Here is an 18,873-nt window from a genome sequence, read left to right on the forward strand (position 1 = left end):
GGGTTCGAAACGCCACCCGTGTTTTCCCGGTCAGGCAGTCAGCTCTTGAGGCGTAACGCGCGGCATGATTCGTATTTCGACGATCTTCATCGCCATCTGCATGGTTCTGGTCGCGGCCTCGCTCGGCCTTGTGCTGTACGCGGTCGCCGGCATCAGCGGAACCGAATCCGCGATCGTGGCGCTGACGGCGCTGACCTTCCTGATCCTCTACAATGCAGTGTCGATGCGGCTGCGCGACCGCAGCGACGTCGGCGGCCAGATCGCCGACCTTTCGCGCGGCACCGCCGACCTCGCCCGCCAGGTGGCCGAGTACGGCCGCCGGCTTGCCACGATCGAAGGACGCATCGCCTCCTCCAATTCGACCAACTCCGACCGCATCCAGTCGGTGGTTGGCGAGATCAACGAGCTCGGCGGATTGGTCAGGCAGCTCGCCACCACCGTGTCGGCTCATGAGGATCTGATGGCCGGCAACGCGCCGGCTCCCGCTCCGGTCGCGAGGCTGGAGCCGGAGGGGCCGCTCGACCTGATGGCTCCGTTCGAGGAGGAGCGGCCGGCTTCCCCTCCCCCAGTCCCCGCGCCGCCGCCACGACCGGCACCACCGGCGATCCAGACCCAGACCGCCAATCCGGTTCAGACGGCGAACGGCCGCAACCAGACCCAATTGCTGACGACGCTGCGCAACGCGATCGACGAGAACCGCATCGACATCTTCCTCCAGCCGACGGTGACGCTGCCGCAGCGCAAGGTCCGCTTCTACGAAGCCGTGACGCGCCTGCGCGACGAGCGTGACCAGCTGATCGCGGCCGAGGAGTTCATCAGCCTCGCGGAGGCCTCCGGCCTGATCGGGCGCATCGACAACATGGTGATGCTGCGCTGTGTGCAGGTGCTGCGGCGGCTGATGGTCCGCAACAAGGATGTCGGCGTGTTCTGCAACGTCGCGGCTTCCACGCTCGGCAATTCCACGACCTTCGCGCAATACCTCGACTTCCTCGAAGCCAATCGGGCGCTGGCGCCCTCGCTGGTGCTGGAATTCAAGCAATCGACCTTCCGCAATCTCGGCCCGGCCGAGACTGAGAACCTCGCTGCGCTCGCCCAGCGTGGCTTCCGTTTCTCGATCGACCATGTCACGGATTTGCGCATCGAGCCGCGCGAGCTCGCTGACCGCGGCGTACGCTTCATCAAGGTGCCGGCGTCCCTGCTGCTCGACCCCAAACAGGCGTCGGCCTCGGACATCCACCCCTCGGACCTCTCGGATCTGCTCGGCCGCTTCGGCATCGACCTGATCGCCGAGCGGATCGAGGGCGAGCGCGCCGTGATCGACCTGCTCGACTACGACGTGCGGTTCGGCCAGGGGTTTTTGTTCGCGCCGCCCCGACCATTGCGGCCGGAGGGGGCATCTGCTACCGCCGGGGCCCCGTCGAACCAGGCACAGGACACTCAGGAATCGAATGGCTCCGGCACACCCAGCTCAGGCGCGACGTCAGCTGCGCCTCCGCCACAGCGCGTCACCGGCAACGCGGCGCTTGCGCGCCGCATCTGATCGGCCGCACGCATCATGACGACGCTGCATTTCGCCAAGAGCCTGCGCGAACTCGTGGGTGGCGTGGACGTCGTGCTCAGCGACATCTGGGGCGTGGTCCATAACGGCCTCGAATCCTTCCCCGAAGCCTGCGAGGCGCTGCACACCTATCGCAGCCACGGCGGCACGGTGATCCTGATCACCAACGCGCCGCGGCCGGCCGACTCCGTGCAGCGGCAATTGCGCAAGCTCGGCGTCGCCGACGAGACCTATGACGCGATCGTCTCATCGGGCGACCTGACGCGGCTCTATGTCGCCGACCATCCCGGCCGCAAGATGTTCTGGCTCGGGCCTGAGCGCGATAACTCGATCTATCGCGGCCTCGACGCGGTGCTCGCACCGCTGGAAGAGGCCGACTACATCGTCTGCACCGGCCTCTATGACGACGAGACCGAGACGGCCGAAGACTATCGCGGCATGATGCTGAAGGCGCGCGAGCGCAAGCTGACGCTGATCTGCGCCAACCCCGACATCGTGGTGGAGAAGGGCGACCGGTTGATCTATTGCGCCGGCGCGATCGCGGAGCTCTATCGCGAGCTGGGCGGCGAAGTGCTCTTCTACGGCAAGCCGCACCGGCCGATCTACGAGCGCGCGATGGCGCTGGCAGGCGAACGCCAGGGTCACCAGATCGACCGCAAGAAGGTACTCGCGATCGGGGATTCCGTGCGCACCGACCTTACCGGCGCGCGCGAATTCGGGATCGATTGCCTGTTCGTGACCCGCGGCATCCATGCCGAGGAGTTCGAGGGTCTCGACCAGCTCGACCCGGCTTCGGTGCTGGAATTGTTCGGCCATCCGCCGAAGGCGCTGATGCGCGAACTGAAGTGGTAACGAGCTGATCGTCAGTCCGGGGTGATGTGAGCATCGAACCCCGAATGACAAATCCAGCACAGAAAGCCCGGGACGATGCCCGGGCCTTCCGAATTCGATGATGGCTTCGATTGCGCCTTACGCGCTCGCCATGTCCGGGAAGACCGCCTCGATCTTGGTCTTCAGCGTCGCCGCGTTGAACGGCTTGACGATGTAGTTGTTCACGCCGGCCTTCTTGGCCGCGATCACGTTCTCGGTCTTCGATTCGGCCGTGATCATGATGAAGGGCGTGGTGGCGAGATTCGGATCCGCTCGCACTTCGCGCAGCAGGTCGTAACCCGTCATTGGCTCCATGTTCCAGTCGGAAATCACGAGCCCGTACTTCTTGCCGCGCATCTTGTTCAGCGCTGCCGAACCGTCGCTGGCATCATCAATATTCTCGAAGCCAAGCTGCTTCAGGAGGTTCCTGATGATACGGATCATGGTGCTGTAGTCATCAACCACCAGAACCGACATCGACAAATCAACCGCCATCTCGACTCCCCCAACGCAAACCCAGGAAATATTACGATCGGACCTGCCAGACCGGAGCCGGCGGTTCCACGCTCAAGGACTAACACCGAGGCGTTAAACAGCGCGTTAACCGGGGAGGCCGCCGTTGAACGGAAATCGCATTCGATGCGGCCGCCCCTCCCGCTTGACTTCATCCGGCCCGTCGCGCCACGGTCCCGGCCGGTCCCGCCGGCTCGAGAATTCCCCTGATGGCTCCGCATTTTACCATTATCCGCGACACCACGCCGGACTCCGCTATTGCGAGGGGCGCCGTGGTCGCGATGGGCAATTTCGACGGCGTTCATCTCGGCCATCGCGCCGTGATCGCTGCAGCCCTGGAAATGGGCCGGACGCATGGCCGCCCTGCGCTGGCATTGACCTTTGAGCCGCATCCGCGCCGGTTTTTCAGCCCCAACACCCCGCAATTCCGCCTCACGGACGAGCGGGCCAAGCTGCGGCTTCTGGCCGGCACCGGACTTGCCGGCGCCGTTGTCATGACCTTCGACAAGTCCCGCGCCGGGACCAGCGCGCAAGACTTCATTCACCATGACCTGATCGGGCGCCTGGGCATCGGCGGAATCGCCGTCGGCTACGATTTTCATTTCGGCAAGGGTCGCGTCGGCTCGCCGAGCCTCCTCGTCAACGAGGCGCCCCGGCTTGGTATCGAGGTCGACGTGCAGCCGCATGTCGATATCGACGAGCGGCCGGTCTCCTCCAGCGCGATCCGGATCGCACTCGCCGAAGGTCAGCTCGACGAGGCCACCACCATGCTGGGCGCACCCTGGTTCATCACCGGCGAAGTCATCCACGGCGAGAAGCGTGGCCGCGATCTCGGTTATCCCACCGCCAACATCAGGCTCGACGCGAATTGCGGCCTGAAGCACGGGATCTATGCGGTGCGGGTCGGTCGCGGCGCCGAGCGGCTGGACGGGGTGGCAAGCTTCGGCCGCCGCCCGACGTTTGATAATGGCGCCCCGCTGCTGGAAATCTTCCTGTTCGACTTCAAGGGCGACCTTTACGGGCAGGCGCTGGATTGCGCTTTCGTCGGCTTCATCCGTGAGGAGCTGAAATTCGACGACCTGGATGCCTTGATCCGCCAGATGGACGACGATTCCGCCCGCGCCCGCGCCATCCTGGCAGCCGCCCCTGACGCATTTCCGAGGCTTGGAGCGATTGACTGAGGTCCCAAAGCCGGCCTGCCGGGCCTTTGCGCTTCGCCGGCCCGGCTGCTATGGAGGGCCCCATGTTTGCGCGGCGCATCATAGGGATTAGCGGCCCGGCTTCCGCCTGAGCCTTCGGCTCGGCGCAAGACCGGGATGTTGTCGTTTCACCCCGCGATTCCGCATCGCCATCCGTTCCCGCGCACTTCCGAGCCAGTCAGCCCCATGTCCGATAAGCCGCAAAAGTCCGACATCCAAAAGTCCGACGCCAAAGACTATTCCAAGACCCTGTTCCTGCCGCAGACCGAATTCCCGATGCGCGCCGGCCTGCCGCAGCGCGAGCCGGAGATCCTCAAGCGCTGGTACGAGATGGGCCTCTACGAGAAGCTGCGCGAGAGCGCCAAGGGCCGCGACAAGTTCGTGCTGCATGACGGCCCGCCCTATGCCAATGGCAACATTTCCATATCGGCACGTCGCTGAACAAGATCCTGAAGGATCTCGTCACCAAGAGCCAGCAGATGCTCGGCTTCGATTCCAACTACGTGCCGGGCTGGGACTGCCACGGTCTGCCGATCGAGTGGAAAGTCGAGGAGGAGCATTATCGCAAGAAGGGCAAGCAGAAGCCCGACTTCCGCGACAGTGCCGCGATGATCGATTTCCGCAAAGAGTGCCGCGCTTACGCGACGCACTGGCTCGGCGTGCAGCGCGAGGAATTCAAGCGCCTCGGCGTGATCGGCGACTGGGACCATCCCTACGCCACCATGAGCTATCCGGCCGAGGCCCAGATCGCGCGCGAGTTGATGAAGTTTGCCGCCAACGGCACGCTCTATCGCGGCTCCAAGCCGGTGATGTGGAGCGTGGTCGAGAAGACCGCGCTCGCCGAAGCCGAGGTCGAGTACGAGGACTACACGTCCGATACGGTGTGGGTAAGATTCCCGGTCACCTCGCCCGCGCATGGTGCGCTCGCCTCCGCCAGCGTCGTGATCTGGACCACGACGCCGTGGACGCTGCCGGGCAACCGCGCCATCTCGTTCTCGCCGAAGATCGCCTATGGCCTCTTTGAGGTCACGGACGCCCCTGGCGACAACTGGGCCAAGACGGGCGATCTCCTGATCCTTGCGGACGCGCTCGCCGAAGAAGTGTTCAAGCAGGCGCGCGTGACCGCCTACAAGAAGGTCCGCGACATCCTCGGCGATAGCATCGACGCGATCGAATGCGCCCACCCGCTGAAGGGTCTTGCCGACAGCTACGAATTCATCGTCCCGCTTTTGCCAGGCGATCACGTCACCGACGACACCGGCACCGGCTTCGTGCATACGGCTCCCGGCCATGGTCGCGAGGACTTCGACGCCTGGACGGCGCAGGCACGCGATCTCGATGCGCGCGGCATCAACACCGCAATCCCCTACACCGTCGACGAGAACGGCGCCTATACCGATCATGCCCCGGGCTTTACCGGCAAGCGCGTCATCAACGACAAGGGCGAGAAGGGCGAGGCCAACGAGGCCGTCATCAAGGCGCTCGTCGAAAGAGGCATGCTGCTGGCACGCGGCCGGCTGAAGCACCAATATCCGCATTCCTGGCGCTCCAAGAAGCCGGTAATCTTCCGCAACACGCCGCAATGGTTCATCGCGATGGACAAGGATATCGCGGCAGGCGGCAAGACCAAGTCCGGCGACACGTTGCGCGCCCGCGCGCTGCACGCGATCTCGGCGACGCAATGGGTGCCGCCATCCGGCGAGAACCGCATCAACGGCATGATCGAGTCGCGGCCCGACTGGGTGATCTCGCGCCAGCGCGCCTGGGGCGTGCCGATCGCCGTGTTCGTGCGCGAGAAGGGCGACGGCTCGGCCGAGATCCTTCAGGACGAGGCCGTCAATACGCGCATCGGCGAAGCCTTCGAGAAGGAAGGCGCAGACGCCTGGTACGCGAAAGGCGCGCGCGAGCGCTTCCTTGGGCCGCACGCGAACGAGGACTGGCAGAAGGTCGACGACATTCTCGACGTCTGGTTCGATTCCGGCTCGACTCACGCCTTCGTGCTCGAAGACCCCGTGCACTTCCCCGGCCTCGCCGGCATCAAGCGCAAGGTCGACGGCGGCAAGGATACCGTGATGTATCTTGAGGGCTCGGACCAGCATCGCGGCTGGTTCCACTCCTCGCTGCTGGAGAGCTGCGGCACGCGCGGTCGGGCGCCTTACGATATCGTGCTGACCCACGGCTTTACCCAGGACGAGCACGGCCGCAAGATGGCGAAGTCGCTCGGCAACACCATCGCGCCGCAGACCGTCATCAAGGAATCCGGCGCCGACATTCTGCGGCTCTGGGTCGCCGCCTGCGACTACACCGACGACCAGCGCATCGGCCCCGAGATCCTGAAGAACACGGTCGAGACCTATCGCAAGCTGCGCAACACCGTGCGCTGGATGCTCGGCACGCTGCATCATTACAAGCCGGCCGACGCGGTCGCGGCCGCCGAGATGCCGGAACTCGAACGGCTGATGCTGCACGAACTCGCGGTCCGTGCTGCCGTCGTCCGCGAGGCCTATCAGGAGTTCGACTACAAGACCGTGGTCGCGACCCTGTCCGCCTTCCTGAACAGCGAGCTCTCGGCGTTCTATTTCGACATCCGCAAGGACACGCTCTATTGCGATCCGCCGTCCTCGTCGACGCGCAAGGCGGCGCTGACCACGATCGACCTGCTGTGTCACGCGATCCTGAAATGGCTGGCGCCAATCCTTAGCTTCACGGCCGAGGAAGCCTGGCGGATGTACAGGCCCGACGCCGAACCCTCGGTGCACCTGACACAGTTTCCCCACGACCTCGAAAGCTTGCGCAACGACAAGCTCGCCGCGAAGTGGGAAGCGATCCGCAACGTCCGCCGCGTCGTCACCGGCGCGCTGGAGCTCGAGCGCGCCGCCAAGAACATCGGCTCGTCGCTGGAGGCCTCGCCGGTGATCTATGTCGCCGACCGCGACATGCTGGCGACGCTGTTCGACACCGACCTCGCCGAAATCTGCATTACCTCGAACTACGAGGTGCGCGAGGGCGAGGCGCCAGCGTCTGCGTTCCGGCTCGATGCCGTGCCCGGCGTCGCCGTCGTGGTGGAGAAAGCGGTCGGCACCAAATGCGCCCGTTCCTGGAAGATTTCGCCGACGGTGGGTGAAGATCCCGAATACCCCGACGTCACCCCGCGCGACGCCCGGGCGCTGCGCGAATGGAAGGCGCTGGGGGTGGGGGTCTGATCCCCGCGGCCATGACCCCGCTCCGCGCCGGCATCCTCACGGCCTTGCTCACGCTCGTGGCCGACCAGGCCTCAAAGCTCTGGCTGCTGAACGTGTTCGACCTCGCCCGTCGCGGCGCGGTGAGCGTGACGCCGTTCTTCGACCTGGTGCTGGCCTGGAACATCGGCATCAGCTTCGGCTGGCTCCAGAACGACGGTCAGGCGGCGCAGCTGGCGCTGATGGCTGTCAAAGTCATTGCGGTGGTCGCGCTGGGGGTCTGGATGGCCCGCTCGCACACCCTGCTGGCAACCATCGCACTCGGCCTGATCATCGGCGGTGCCATCGGCAATGGCATCGACCGCTTCGCCTATGGCGCGGTGGTCGATTTCGCCCTGTTCCACATCGAGATCGACGGAAATACCTATAATTGGTACGTGTTCAACCTCGCCGACGTGGCCATCGTTGTCGGCGTGGCGGCGCTATTGTATGATTCCTTCCTGGGGGTACCCGCCGCAAAAGCGCCCTGATCCCGGCCGATACGGACCGGCAGGCGGAACCTTGCTTTTGCGGGGGGTTATGCCGCGCGAGAGCGGCAAACTGGCACATTTTGGAACAGGTACAGTGATGCGCAGCTCGAAGACCAGCGGTTCGATGGTTCGAGACCCCAAGCAGGGGTTCTGGCGGGCACTGAAATTGTCCGCTGTTGCCCTCGGCATCGGTCTCGCCATGTCGGCAGGCGCGGCCCGCGCCGGTGACGGCGATGATGCCGATGACGACGACATGACCTTCGAAGAGAAGCTCATCGACAATCTGATGTCCGGCATCGGCGCTAAGAGCATGGAAAAGCCCGGCATTGAATACCGCGAGCGCTCGCCGCTGGTGGTGCCGCCCAAGCTCGACCTGCCGCCGCCCGCGACCCAGACCCAGAATGCGCCGAACTGGCCCAAGGATCCCGAGGAGAAGCGCCGCAAGGAAGCGATCGCCGCGCGGAAGAAGGCCACCAAGGCGACGGAGAACTGGCAGGCCGCCCAGCCGCTGACCCCCGCAGAGATGAAGGCCGGCCAGACGGCCGCTCCCGAGCGCACGAGCAACGATCCCATTCAGCCGGGCGCCAACAGCAACCCGTCGCTCAGCCCCGCCGAACTCGGTTTTACCGGCGGGTTGTGGAATATGATGAAGGGCGGCAAGAGCGCCGAGAACAAGCAGTTCACCACCGAGCCGCCGCGCTCGTCGCTGGTCGAGCCGCCGCCGGGATACCAGACGCCGTCACCGAACTACGCCTATGGCGCCGGCGAGGACAAATCGCGGCGGACCTATTTCGACATCATGACGGGCAAGGACAAGGTACAATAGCGCCCCTCACCCGCCGCGACGTCCTGACAGGCGCGAACCCGGCACCGGCGGCTGATGCACGCCGGACGCGGTCTATAAATTGCTAATCAGTAACTTGCCTACGAGTTGCGTTCTCTGCTTCGTGACGCGAAGCCTCAGCCGCACGGTGTAGCATGCCGTGCCTCCGAGCCGGGCATCCGGGCTCGGCCTTTCACCAGGGATCATGATGTCAGCAAACCGATCGGTTGCCTGCCTCCTTGCCGCGCTGCTTTCGACCAGTGTCCTCTCAGCCAGCGCCGCGTTCGCCCAGACCACGGTGACATCGGCTCCGCCCGCCAGCTTCACGCTCGGTAACGGCATGCAGGTCGTGGTGATTCCGGACCACCGCACGCCCGTCGTCACGGAGATGATCTGGTACAAGGTCGGCTCCGCAGACGAGACGCCGGGCAAGTCCGGGCTCGCGCACTTCCTCGAGCACCTGATGTTCAAGGGCACCTCGAAGCATCCGGTCGGCGAATTCTCCCAGACCGTGCTCCGCGTCGGCGGCAACGAGAACGCCTCGACCTCGGTCGACTACACCAACTACTACCAGCGCGTGCCGCGCGAGCAGTTGCCGACCATGATGGAGTTCGAGGCCGACCGCATGACCGGCCTGATCCTCAAGGACGAGAACGTGCTGCCTGAGCGCGACGTCGTGCTCGAAGAGTACAACATGCGCGTCGCCAACAGCCCCGACGCGCGCCTCAACGAGCAGATCATGGCCGCGCTCTATCTCAACCATCCCTATGGCCGTCCAGTAATCGGCTGGCACCAGGAGATCGAGAAGCTCAATCGCGAAGACGCACTCGCCTTCTACCGCCGCTTCTATGCGCCGAACAACGCGATCCTGGTGATCGCCGGCGACGTCGACGCCGCCGACATCCGTCCGTTGGTCGAGCGCAATTTCGGTTCCATCCCGGCGCAGCCCGCGATCCCGGCGCAACGCATCCGCCCGCAGGAGCCGGAGCCCGCGGCACCGCGCACCGTCACGCTGTCCGACCCGCGCGTCGAGCAGCCGAGCCTGCGGCGCTATTACCTGGTGCCCTCGGCGACCACGGCTGCAGCCGGCGAAAGCGCGGCCCTCGACGTGCTGGCGCAGCTGATGGGCAGCGGCAGCAATTCCTATCTCTACCGCGCGCTGGTGGTCGACAAGCCGCTCGCGGTCTCCGCCAGCGCCAGCTATTCGAGCATCTCGCTCGACCCGACCCAGTTCGCGATCTCGGCTTCGCCGAAATCCGGCGTCAGCTTCGCAGAAGTCGAGCAGGTGGTCGACGGCGTCATTGCCGACATCGCCCAGAACCCGGTTCGCGCCGAGGATCTGGAGCGCGTGAAGACCCAGCTCATCGCGGAGGCGATCTACGCCCAGGACAACCAGGCTGTTCTGGCGCGCTGGTATGGCGGTGCGCTGACCACGGGCCTGTCGATCGAGGACATCCGGAGCTGGCCCGACCGCATCCGCGCCGTCACCGCCGAGCAGGTCCGCACCGTCGCGCAGAAATGGATCGAGAAGAAGCGCTCGGTGACGGGCTATCTGATCAAGGACACCGCGACCACCAAGCGCGAGGAGAAGCGTTCGTGACCTATCCCTTCCTTCGACGCGTTGCATTCTCCCTCGTCACCGGCGCGGCACTCGCCCTCGCTGCGGTCTCGCCGTCGCAGGCGGCTGCAAAGATCCAGCATTTGACCTCGCCGGGCGGCATCGAAGCCTGGTTCGTGCAGGATGCGACCGTGCCGCTGATCGCCATGGAATATTCCTTCGCCGGCGGCTCGGCCCAGGATCCCAAGGACAAGTCGGGCCTCGCCAATCTGGTCGGCGATCTCCTCGACGAAGGCTCCGGTGATCTCGACTCCAAGACCTTCCATGAGCGGCTCGACCGCCGCGCCATCGAGCTCTCCTTCAGCGCCACGCGCGACACATTCCGCGGCAGCCTGCGCATGCTGCGCGACAACAAGGACGAGGCCTTCGACCTGCTGCGGAGCGCGCTGACCTCGCCGCATTTCGAAACCGCCGATGTCGAACGCATCCGCTCGCAGGTGATCTCGGGCCTGCGCCGCGAGACCACCAACCCGACCTCGCTGGCTAGCCGCAAATTCCTGGAGGTCGCCTTCGGCGAGCATCCCTACGGCCGGCAGTCCAACGGCAGCCTCGACAGTGTTCCGACCATCACGATCGCCGACATGAAGGATTATGTCGGCCGCGTACTCGCCAAGGACACGCTGAAGATCGCGGTGGTCGGCGATGTCGATCCAGCCACGCTCGGCAAGCTGCTCGACCACACGTTTGGTAGCCTGCCCGCCAAGGCCAACCTCGTGCCGGTCCTCGACGTCGAGGCCGCCAAGCCGCCGCAACGCGCCTTCGTGACGCTCGACGTGCCCCAGACCGTGATCACCTTCGGCGGCCCCGGGGTGAAGCGCAGCGATCCGAACTTCATGGCGGCTTATGTCGTCAACCACATCCTCGGCGGCGGCGGGTTGTCCTCGCGGCTCTATCGCGAGGTGCGCGAGAAGCGTGGCCTGGCCTATTCGGTGTTCGAATCGCTGCTCTGGATGGAGCATTCGGCGGTCTTCATCGGCAATACCGGTACCCGTGCCGACCGTGCCGGCGACACCATCGACGCCATCGAGAAGGAAGTGCGCCGGATCGCCGAGGAGGGCCCGACCCAGAAGGAGCTCGACGAGGCCAAATCCTATCTCAAGGGCTCACAGATGCTGGCGCTCGACACCTCCTCGAAGCTCGCGCAGGCGCTGCTGCAATATCAGCAGGACAAGCTGCCGATCGACTATATCGAGAAGCGCAACGCCGTCGTCGATGCGGTCACCATGGACGACGCCAAGGCCGCCGCCAAGCGCCTCTGGGGCCAGGGGCTTCTGACCGTCGTCGTCGGCCGCGCTCCGCAGGCCGCGGCGCAACCGGCCGCAGCGGCCCCGAAGTCGAACTGACTTCCGCTACGTCTCTTGGAATGGCCGGGTTCGCCCGGCCATTTGCGTTTCGGATGAGCGCCATTGCCGAACGTAGACGTCCGCGATATGTCCGGACATCACGAATGGTGCCACCATGCTGCGGATATCCCGCGATCTCGTCATCGACGAGGACGACATCGAGATCGGCTTTGTCCGCGCCTCCGGCCCGGGCGGGCAGAACGTCAACAAGGTCGCGACCTCGGCGCAATTGCGCTTCGATACCCGGAAGCTGACGCTGCCGGAGGATGCCGCGTTGCGCCTCGCACGGCTCGCAGGGCAGCGCATGACCAAGGACGGCGTCATCGTGATCCAGGCCCAACGCTTCCGCACCCAGGAGCGCAACCGCCAGGACGCCATCGACCGCCTTACGGAGATGCTCGGCGAAGCCATGGTCCGGCCGAAAGCCGCGGCGCGCGACAAAGCCGACCTTTGGCTCCAAGCAGCGCCGGCTCGAGGGCAAGAAGCGCCGCAGCGACATCAAGTCGAAGCGCGGCGGACATTTCGACGACTAGCTAGCGCAGAAAACTCCGGCCGCAGGGCGACCGGAGTTCTGCCGTCAGACCCGGCCGGGTTAGTAACGCTTGGATGGGGCAGCACCGCCCGTCGTGGGATCGTCGGCGGTCCCCTTATGCGCAGCGCTGCCGGTGGTACCGGCCGTGCCTCTGGTGCCTTTGGTCGACTTCATGCCGGTCTTCTCGCCCGCTGCGCCCGGCTGAGCACTCATCTCCTCATCGCCACTGCCCATCGTGCCGCCTTGCATGGGTTTGCTTTGCACGGTGCCGCCTGTCTTGGCGGATGGCGCGCCTTGCGCGAGAACGGGCGTCGCAATGAGAGCCGACAGAGCGCATGCGATCATCGAGGTCTTCACCAACTTCATCCATTTCTCCTGGATTTTTTTGCAATGAATGGCTCGGCCGTTCCCGACACCGCTTGCCAGCACCGGTCCATTGCATCGCGTAAGGAAATCAAGCGGCGCATTGGTCATGCAATCCGCATCATGTGGTAATCGTTTAGGGATTTGACGGCGGTTTCGCGGAATTGTGCTCCGCATATTAGGCAGTGCGGAACACACGCGGCCGTGAGCATCTCCGCTCGCGGCGAAACAGCCCGCTACTACCACCGCATGTTTGGCCGCGCCTAGAGTTTGCGCACGCTGAATTGACGTGGACGGGCGGGCTTTTGACGATGCGCGCGATCGTGCTGGGATTGTGCACCGCGATGGTGCTGGTGGTGCGGGTGGCCGAGGCGCAAATGCCTTTGCCGACCGCAAAGCCGCCGGATGGCGCAACACTGTTCAAGCAGCACTGCGCGGTGTGCCACACCTTGAGCTTGTCAGAACCGATGCGGCAAGGCCCTTCACTGGTGAAGATCGTGGGCCGCCCCGCCGGCAAGGCCGAAGGCTTTAAATACTCAGAGGCGCTGTCGAAAGCCGACTTCGCCTGGGACGAGACCAGGCTCGACGCTTGGCTGACCGATCCGCAAGCCGTCGTTCCCGGCGTGACCATGGTCTACCGGCAGGCGAAGCCAGAGACGCGCGCTGCCGTTATCGCTTATCTGAAGGAGCAGAACTGAATGGCGAAGCCCGTTCATTCCATGATCCGCGTGCTCGACGAGGCGCGCTCGCTCGACTTCTACAGACGCGCCTTCGGCCTGGAGATCGCCGACCATCTGAAATTTTCGGACTTTGCCCTGATCTATCTGCGTCACCCCTCCTCACCCTTCGAAGTGGAGCTGACGGTGAACTCTGATCGCGAGGAGCCGTACCAGCTCGGCGAGGGCTATGGACATCTCGCCGTGGTGGTCGAGGATCTCGATGCCGAGCATGCCCGCTTCGAGCGTGAAAAGCTCGCACCGGGTCCGCTGCGCGACTTCAAGCACGACGGCAAAACGCTGGCGCGCTTCTTCTTCGTCAGTGACCCTGACGGCTACAAGATCGAGGTGATCCAGCGCGGCGGACGGTTCAACTGATCAAACTACAAAAATTAAAATCACAAAAATCGAAGGAGGAATGCCATGAGAGAAGTCGATCGTCGAAGCAAGCACAGCCGCCGCATCTTTCTCAAGGGCGCCGCGGCCGCCGTTCCGGTCGCGGCAGTCGCGACCAGCGTCGCCGTCAGCATCGATGGCGCCTGGGCCGATGAGGCAAGCGCGCTTTCGCCTGCGACGATGAAGACACTGCTGAAGGTCGCGCGCGATATCTATCCACACGACGCCCTCGGCGACAGCTACTACATCACCGCGATCAAGCCGTGGGACGGCAAGGCGGCGAAAGACGCGTCCGTCAAGGTGCTGATCAGCGACGGCATCACAAGGCTCGATCAGAACGCGCGTGATCGCCACAAGGCGCCCTATGCCGAAGTGCCATGGGAAGCCGACCGCGTGGTGCTCTTGAAGGAGATCGAGCAGAGCGACTTCTTCCAGAAGGTGCGCGGCGACCTCATCGTGTCGCTCTACAACCAGAAAGAGGTCTGGCCGCGGTTCGGCTACGAGGGCTCCTCCGCCGAGCATGGCGGTTACATCAACCGCGGCTTCGCCGATATCGACTGGCTGCCGAAGGCTTAAGGCCACCCAACGGTTCAGGAGAACGCAAATGGCAAAATTCGATCTGAACGACTCCAGCGTTGTGGTGATCGTCGGCTCCGGTGCCGGCGGCGGCACGCTGGGCAACGAGCTCGCACAGAAGGGCGTCAAGGTCGTCATTCTCGAAGCAGGTCCCCGCATCGAGAATCAGGACTTCGTCAATGACGAGTGGGAGAGCTTCTCGCAGCTCGCCTGGGCCGATGCGCGCACCACATCGGGAACATGGCGTGTCGCAAAAGACTTCTCGGGTCTTCCCGCCTGGATCGTCAAGGCGGTCGGCGGCTCGACCACACACTGGGCCGGCGCGTCGCTGCGGTTCGACGAGCACGAGTTCAAGGTGAAGAGCACCTACGGCAACCTTCCCGGCGCCAACCTGCTGGACTGGCCGATCACGCTCGCGGAGATGGAGCCGTGGTACGCCAAGGCCGAGAACAAGATGGGCGTGACCCGCACCAACGGCATTCCCGGACTTCCCGGCAACAATAACTTCAGGGTGATGGAGGCCGGCGCGAAGAAGCTCGGATACAAAACCGTGCACACCGGCAACATGGCCATCAACAGCCAGCCACGAGATGGCCGCGGCGCCTGTCAGCAGATCGGCTTCTGCTTCCAGGGCTGCAAATCCGGCGCGAAATGGTCGACGCTCTACACTGAGATACCCAAGGGCGAGGCGACCGGCAATCTCGAAGTCCGCCCCGCGAGCATGGCGGTCAAGATCGAGCATGACGCGGGCGGCAAGGTCACCGGCGTGGTGTACGCCGACGAGACGGGCGCGATGCAGCGCCAGAAGGCACGCATCGTTGCGGTGGCCGGCAATTCGATCTCGAAAGCCCGCGGCTGCTGTTGAACAGCGCATCCACGATGTTTCCGGACGGCCTTGGCAACTCGAGTGGTCAGGTCGGCCGCAACTACATGCGCCACATGACCGGCAGCGTCTACGCCGTGTTCGAGAAATCGGTGCACATGTATCGCGGCACCACCATGGCCGGCATCATCCGCGACGAGGCCGCCAACAATCCGAAGCGCGGCTTCGTCGGCGGCTACGAGATGGAGACGCTGTCGATCGGCCTGCCCTTCATGGCGGCGTTCCTCAACCCCGGCGCCTGGGGACGTCCGTTCACCGCAGCGCTCGACGGCTATCCCCGAATGGCCGGCATGTGGCTGGTCGGCGAGGACATGGCACAGGAGACCAACCGCATCACGCTCGATCCAACCGTGAAGGACAAGTTCGGACAGCCGGTCGCAAGCGTACACTTCGACGATCATCCCAACGATCTCGCGATGCGCGCGCATGCGTACAAGCAGGGGGCGGCGGTCTACGACGCCGTCGGCGCCACCGTGAGCTATCCGACGCCGCCCTATCCGAGCACGCACAATCTCGGCACCAACCGGATGAGCGAGAAGCCGCGCGACGGCGTGGTCAACAAGTTCGGGCAGAGCCACGACGTCAAGAATCTGTTCGTCTCCGACGGCAGCCAGTTCACCAGCGGTGCGGCCTGCAATCCGACGCTGACCATCGTCTCGCTCGCGATTCGGCAGGCGGATTACATTGCCGGCGCGATGCAGAAGAAGGAGATCTGATCGCTCTCTCCCCGTCATTGCGAGCGAAGCGAAATAATCCAGAATCCCGCCGCAGTGACGGTCTGGATTGCTTCGTCGCAAGGGCTCCTCGCAATGACGGCGGAGAGGTCTTATAGCCGCTATTCGGCGGCATCGAGGATGGGCGTCACCGTGGCCTTGAATTCCTGCACCGATGCCATGCTTCGGGAGCGATAGATCAGGCAGGAGCAGCGCAGCAACGAGGCGAAATTGTTGACCTCGCCGTGGTGGTCGAGCACCTCGCTGTAGAGCGTCGTCAGAAACTTGCCGACGCTCATGTTCTCCTTGGCCGCGATCTCGTCCAGCGTGTCCCAGAATGCCATTTCCAGACGGATCGAGGTGCAATGCCCACCGATCCGTAACGAACGGGTCTGGGATTCGTAGTCGCGTTGGGGCTGATGCGCGAAGAGATGGCACATGGCGTCCTCCCGTCCTGTTGCCGTTTTTTCACGATGCTACACCGCAGCCCGGTACCCCACAATCGGGACCAGCACCCGGAGATCGATCCATCCCGGTTGCGCGATTTTCTCGAACGTCCAATCTCTTCAATGCGATAGACAGCCCTTTTCCCCAGCCCGCCACGTTCCTGTTGCCCAACACATGCTTTTGACGCAACACGGCCAAGAATAGCGCTGTCAGCGAATCCAGATCGAAAGCCCAAGATCGAGTTCATGCCCGTCCGCCAATTGCCAGAACAGGTCGTCAACCGCATCGCCGCCGGCGAGGTGGTCGAACGTCCCGCGAGCGTGGTCAAGGAACTGGTCGAAAACGCCATCGATGCCGGCGCGAGCCGGATCGACGTCTTCACCGATGGCGGCGGGCGCCGGCGGATCGGCATCACCGACGACGGCGGCGGCATGACCGCCAAGGACCTGTCGCTGGCGGTCGAGCGTCACGCCACCTCCAAGCTGGACGACGAGGACCTGCTGCAGATCCGCACGCTTGGATTCCGCGGCGAGGCGCTGCCCTCGATCGGCTCGGTCGCGCGGCTCTCCATCACCACGCGGCATGCCGGCGAGCCGCACGCCTGGGCGCTCAATGTCGAGGGCGGCGAGAAGTCCGGGATCATGCCGGCGGCGTTGGCGCATGGCACGCGGGTCGAGGTCAACGACCTCTTCTACGCGACGCCGGCGCGGCTGAAGTTTTTGAAGACCGACCGCACCGAGGCGGAAGCAATCCGCGAGGTGGTGCGGCGGCTCGCGATGACGCGGCCCGAAATCGCCTTCACGCTGGCGGGCGAAGAGCGCGCGCCGGTGACCTGGGCTGCGGCGCTACCCGGCGTCGCCGGTCGCCTGACCCGTCTCGGCGACATCCTGGGGGCGGAGTTCCGCAGCCATGCCATCGAGGTCCATGCCGAGCGCGAGGGCGTCGTGGTCGCCGGCTATGCCGCGGCGCCCGCGCTAACCAAAGCCAACGCGCTCGGACAATATCTCTTCGTCAACGGCCGCCCGGTGCGCGACAAGCTGATCCTCGGCGCGGTGCGCGGGGCCTATGCCGATTATCTGCCGCGCGACCGCCATCCGGTGCTGGCGCTGTTCGTCACGCTCGATCCGCGCGAGGTCGACGCCAACGTCCATCCGGCCAAGACCGAGGTGCGGTTTCGCAACGCAGGCCTCGTGCGCGCGCTGATCGTGCACGGATTGAAGGAGGGGCTTGCGCGGGAGGGCCGGCGTACGGCCGCCAACGGCGGCGAGAGCGCACTGTCTTCGTTCCGCCCCGCATTCACGCCGCGCCCGGCAAGCTGGGACTGGCGCCAGTCGCCATCCGCCCCGATGCCGTCTTTCGACGGTGCCGCGGCGCCCTCCTTCGCCGAGCGTGCGCAGGCCGCATTCGACGTCGGCGCGCCGAGCGCAGACGTGCGGATCGAGAGCCAGCCCGTCGGCGACCTGGTCGACCGTCCGCTCGGCGCGGCACGCACCCAGATCCACGAGACCTATATCGTCTCGCAGACCCGCGACGGGTTGATCATCGTCGACCAGCACGCCGCGCATGAACGCATCGTCTACGAGCGGCTGAAGGCTTCGCTCGCCGCCAATGGCGTGCAGCGGCAGATCCTGCTGATCCCCGAGATCGTCGAGATGGACGAGGCCACGGTAGAGCGCCTGCTCGAGCGCAGCGAAGAGCTGACGTCGTTTGGCCTTGCGATCGAATCCTTCGGCCCCGGCGCGGTCGCGGTGCGCGAGACGCCGTCGCTGCTCGGCAAGGCCAACGCGGGCGGGCTGTTGCGCGATCTTTCCGAGCACATGGCCGAGTGGGACGAGGCGCTGCCGCTCGAGCGCCGCCTGATGCACGTCGCCGCCACCATGGCCTGCCACGGCTCGGTGCGCGCCGGCCGCCGGCTGCGGCCGGAAGAGATGAACGCCTTGCTCCGCGAGATGGAGGACACCCCGAACTCCGGCCAGTGCAACCACGGCCGCCCGACCTATGTCGAGCTGAAGCTGTCGGATGTGGAGAAGCTATTCGGGCGGCGGTGACTTCGTAGGCTACGGCGCCTTCAAAAACACGAACTCCGTGTCGTCATACGCCCGCCGCTCCAATTCCTCGTAACCCTCAGGCGTCGCGAACTGCGCAGCCTTCGCCTCTTCCACCACGAGCAGCGCGCCTGGCGTGAGCCAGCCGCCATCACGCAGGCTCGCGAGCGCCTTCTCCGCAAAACCGTTGCCGTAGGGCGGATCGAGGAACACCAGCGAGAACGGCTCGACCGGATGTGCAGGCCCGAGAATCGGTCGCATCGCGGCGATAGACCTTGGTGACGCCGCCGAGGCCCAGCGACTCGACATTATTGCGGAGCAGGGCGCGCGCTTCCGCGCCGTTGTCGACGAACAGCGTGAACTTCGCGCCGCGTGACGACGCTTCGATGCCGAGCGCGCCGGTGCCGGCGAAGAGATCGAGCACGCGCGCGTCCGAGATCGGATCGCCATAGGCGTGCACGAGGATGTTGAACACGGACTCGCGCAGGCGGTCCGCCGTGGGGCGGATGTCGCGCGAGGACGGTGAGGCCAAATTGCGCCCCTTCAATCGACCGCCGACGACGCGCAAC

General features: G+C 64.9%; 14 protein-coding genes and 4 pseudogenes. 14 read left to right on the forward strand and 4 right to left on the reverse strand.

Annotation, left to right across the window (positions count from 1 at the left end):
* Window positions 1–64 precede the first annotated feature (64 nt).
* Entirely contained in the window at window positions 65–1,540 is a 1,476-nt protein-coding gene (locus ACVWW3_RS25765) for an EAL domain-containing protein (protein ID WP_456648246.1), read from the forward strand.
* A gap of 15 nt (window positions 1,541–1,555) precedes the next feature.
* The gene (locus ACVWW3_RS25770; RefSeq protein WP_247352956.1) at window positions 1,556–2,410 is read left to right on the forward strand and encodes a TIGR01459 family HAD-type hydrolase; all 855 of its coding nucleotides are present in this window, start codon (window positions 1,556–1,558) and stop codon (window positions 2,408–2,410) included.
* 117 nt (window positions 2,411–2,527) lie between these two features.
* Here the strand turns inward: ACVWW3_RS25770 and ACVWW3_RS25775 are convergent, their stop codons facing one another.
* On the reverse strand, window positions 2,528–2,923 hold the full coding sequence (locus ACVWW3_RS25775) for a response regulator (protein WP_007596883.1): 396 nt from the start codon (window positions 2,921–2,923) through the stop codon (window positions 2,528–2,530).
* A gap of 227 nt (window positions 2,924–3,150) precedes the next feature.
* Between ACVWW3_RS25775 and ACVWW3_RS25780 the strand changes: the two genes are divergently transcribed.
* The 7 genes and pseudogenes from ACVWW3_RS25780 to arfB all read left to right on the forward strand — a co-directional run bounded on the left by ACVWW3_RS25780 (window position 3,151) and on the right by arfB (window position 12,166).
* Window positions 3,151–4,122, forward strand: coding sequence for a bifunctional riboflavin kinase/FAD synthetase (locus ACVWW3_RS25780; RefSeq protein WP_456648245.1), 972 nt, complete (start codon window positions 3,151–3,153; stop codon window positions 4,120–4,122).
* A gap of 204 nt (window positions 4,123–4,326) precedes the next feature.
* A pseudogene (gene ileS / locus ACVWW3_RS25785) lies at window positions 4,327–7,343 on the forward strand (isoleucine--tRNA ligase).
* Window positions 7,344–7,354: 11 nt separating this feature from the next.
* The gene (gene lspA / locus ACVWW3_RS25790; RefSeq protein WP_456648243.1) at window positions 7,355–7,849 is read left to right on the forward strand and encodes a signal peptidase II; all 495 of its coding nucleotides are present in this window, start codon (window positions 7,355–7,357) and stop codon (window positions 7,847–7,849) included.
* A gap of 97 nt (window positions 7,850–7,946) precedes the next feature.
* Window positions 7,947–8,675 carry a hypothetical protein gene (locus ACVWW3_RS25795; RefSeq protein WP_247353091.1) on the forward strand — a complete coding sequence of 243 codons (729 nt, stop codon included), beginning with the start codon at window positions 7,947–7,949 and terminating at the stop codon, window positions 8,673–8,675.
* A gap of 205 nt (window positions 8,676–8,880) precedes the next feature.
* A complete protein-coding gene (locus tag ACVWW3_RS25800) occupies window positions 8,881–10,272 on the forward strand; it encodes a M16 family metallopeptidase (protein WP_456649746.1) in 1,392 nt (463 codons plus the stop codon).
* Window positions 10,269–11,633 carry a M16 family metallopeptidase gene (locus tag ACVWW3_RS25805; protein WP_456648242.1) on the forward strand — a complete coding sequence of 455 codons (1,365 nt, stop codon included), beginning with the start codon at window positions 10,269–10,271 and terminating at the stop codon, window positions 11,631–11,633. The genes ACVWW3_RS25800 and ACVWW3_RS25805 overlap by 4 nt, the downstream gene beginning before the upstream one ends.
* 115 nt (window positions 11,634–11,748) lie before the next feature.
* Window positions 11,749–12,166 (forward strand): annotated as a pseudogene (gene arfB / locus ACVWW3_RS25810) (alternative ribosome rescue aminoacyl-tRNA hydrolase ArfB).
* Between the two features lie 59 nt (window positions 12,167–12,225).
* Here arfB and ACVWW3_RS25815 read toward each other — a convergent pair.
* On the reverse strand, window positions 12,226–12,639 hold the full coding sequence (locus ACVWW3_RS25815; protein WP_456648241.1) for a hypothetical protein: 414 nt from the start codon (window positions 12,637–12,639) through the stop codon (window positions 12,226–12,228).
* Window positions 12,640–12,839: 200 nt separating this feature from the next.
* Here ACVWW3_RS25815 and ACVWW3_RS25820 point away from each other — a divergent pair, with 200 nt between their 5' ends.
* The 4 genes and pseudogenes from ACVWW3_RS25820 (at window position 12,840) to ACVWW3_RS25835 (ending at window position 15,815) form a co-directional block, all read left to right on the forward strand.
* Window positions 12,840–13,226 (forward strand): c-type cytochrome, encoded by a 387-nt coding sequence (locus ACVWW3_RS25820; protein ID WP_247352942.1) that lies wholly within the window; start codon window positions 12,840–12,842, stop codon window positions 13,224–13,226.
* The gene (locus ACVWW3_RS25825; RefSeq protein ID WP_456648240.1) at window positions 13,227–13,622 is read left to right on the forward strand and encodes a VOC family protein; all 396 of its coding nucleotides are present in this window, start codon (window positions 13,227–13,229) and stop codon (window positions 13,620–13,622) included.
* A gap of 45 nt (window positions 13,623–13,667) precedes the next feature.
* On the forward strand, window positions 13,668–14,216 hold the full coding sequence (locus tag ACVWW3_RS25830) for a gluconate 2-dehydrogenase subunit 3 family protein (protein ID WP_247352938.1): 549 nt from the start codon (window positions 13,668–13,670) through the stop codon (window positions 14,214–14,216).
* A gap of 28 nt (window positions 14,217–14,244) precedes the next feature.
* Window positions 14,245–15,815, forward strand: a pseudogene (locus ACVWW3_RS25835) (GMC family oxidoreductase).
* A gap of 119 nt (window positions 15,816–15,934) precedes the next feature.
* Here ACVWW3_RS25835 and ACVWW3_RS25840 read toward each other — a convergent pair.
* Window positions 15,935–16,252 (reverse strand): ribbon-helix-helix domain-containing protein, encoded by a 318-nt coding sequence (locus ACVWW3_RS25840; protein WP_456648238.1) that lies wholly within the window; start codon window positions 16,250–16,252, stop codon window positions 15,935–15,937.
* Between the two features lie 252 nt (window positions 16,253–16,504).
* On the opposite strand from ACVWW3_RS25840, the gene mutL reads away from it, so the two are divergent.
* Entirely contained in the window at window positions 16,505–18,307 is a 1,803-nt protein-coding gene (mutL, locus tag ACVWW3_RS25845) for a DNA mismatch repair endonuclease MutL (RefSeq protein WP_456648237.1), read from the forward strand.
* A 9-nt stretch (window positions 18,308–18,316) separates the two neighbouring features.
* On the opposite strand, the pseudogene rsmD reads toward mutL, so the two are convergent.
* Window positions 18,317–18,872, reverse strand: a pseudogene (rsmD, locus tag ACVWW3_RS25850) (16S rRNA (guanine(966)-N(2))-methyltransferase RsmD).
* Window position 18,873 lies beyond the last annotated feature (1 nt).

The sequence above is a fragment of the Bradyrhizobium sp. LM2.9 genome, from assembly GCF_054056555.1.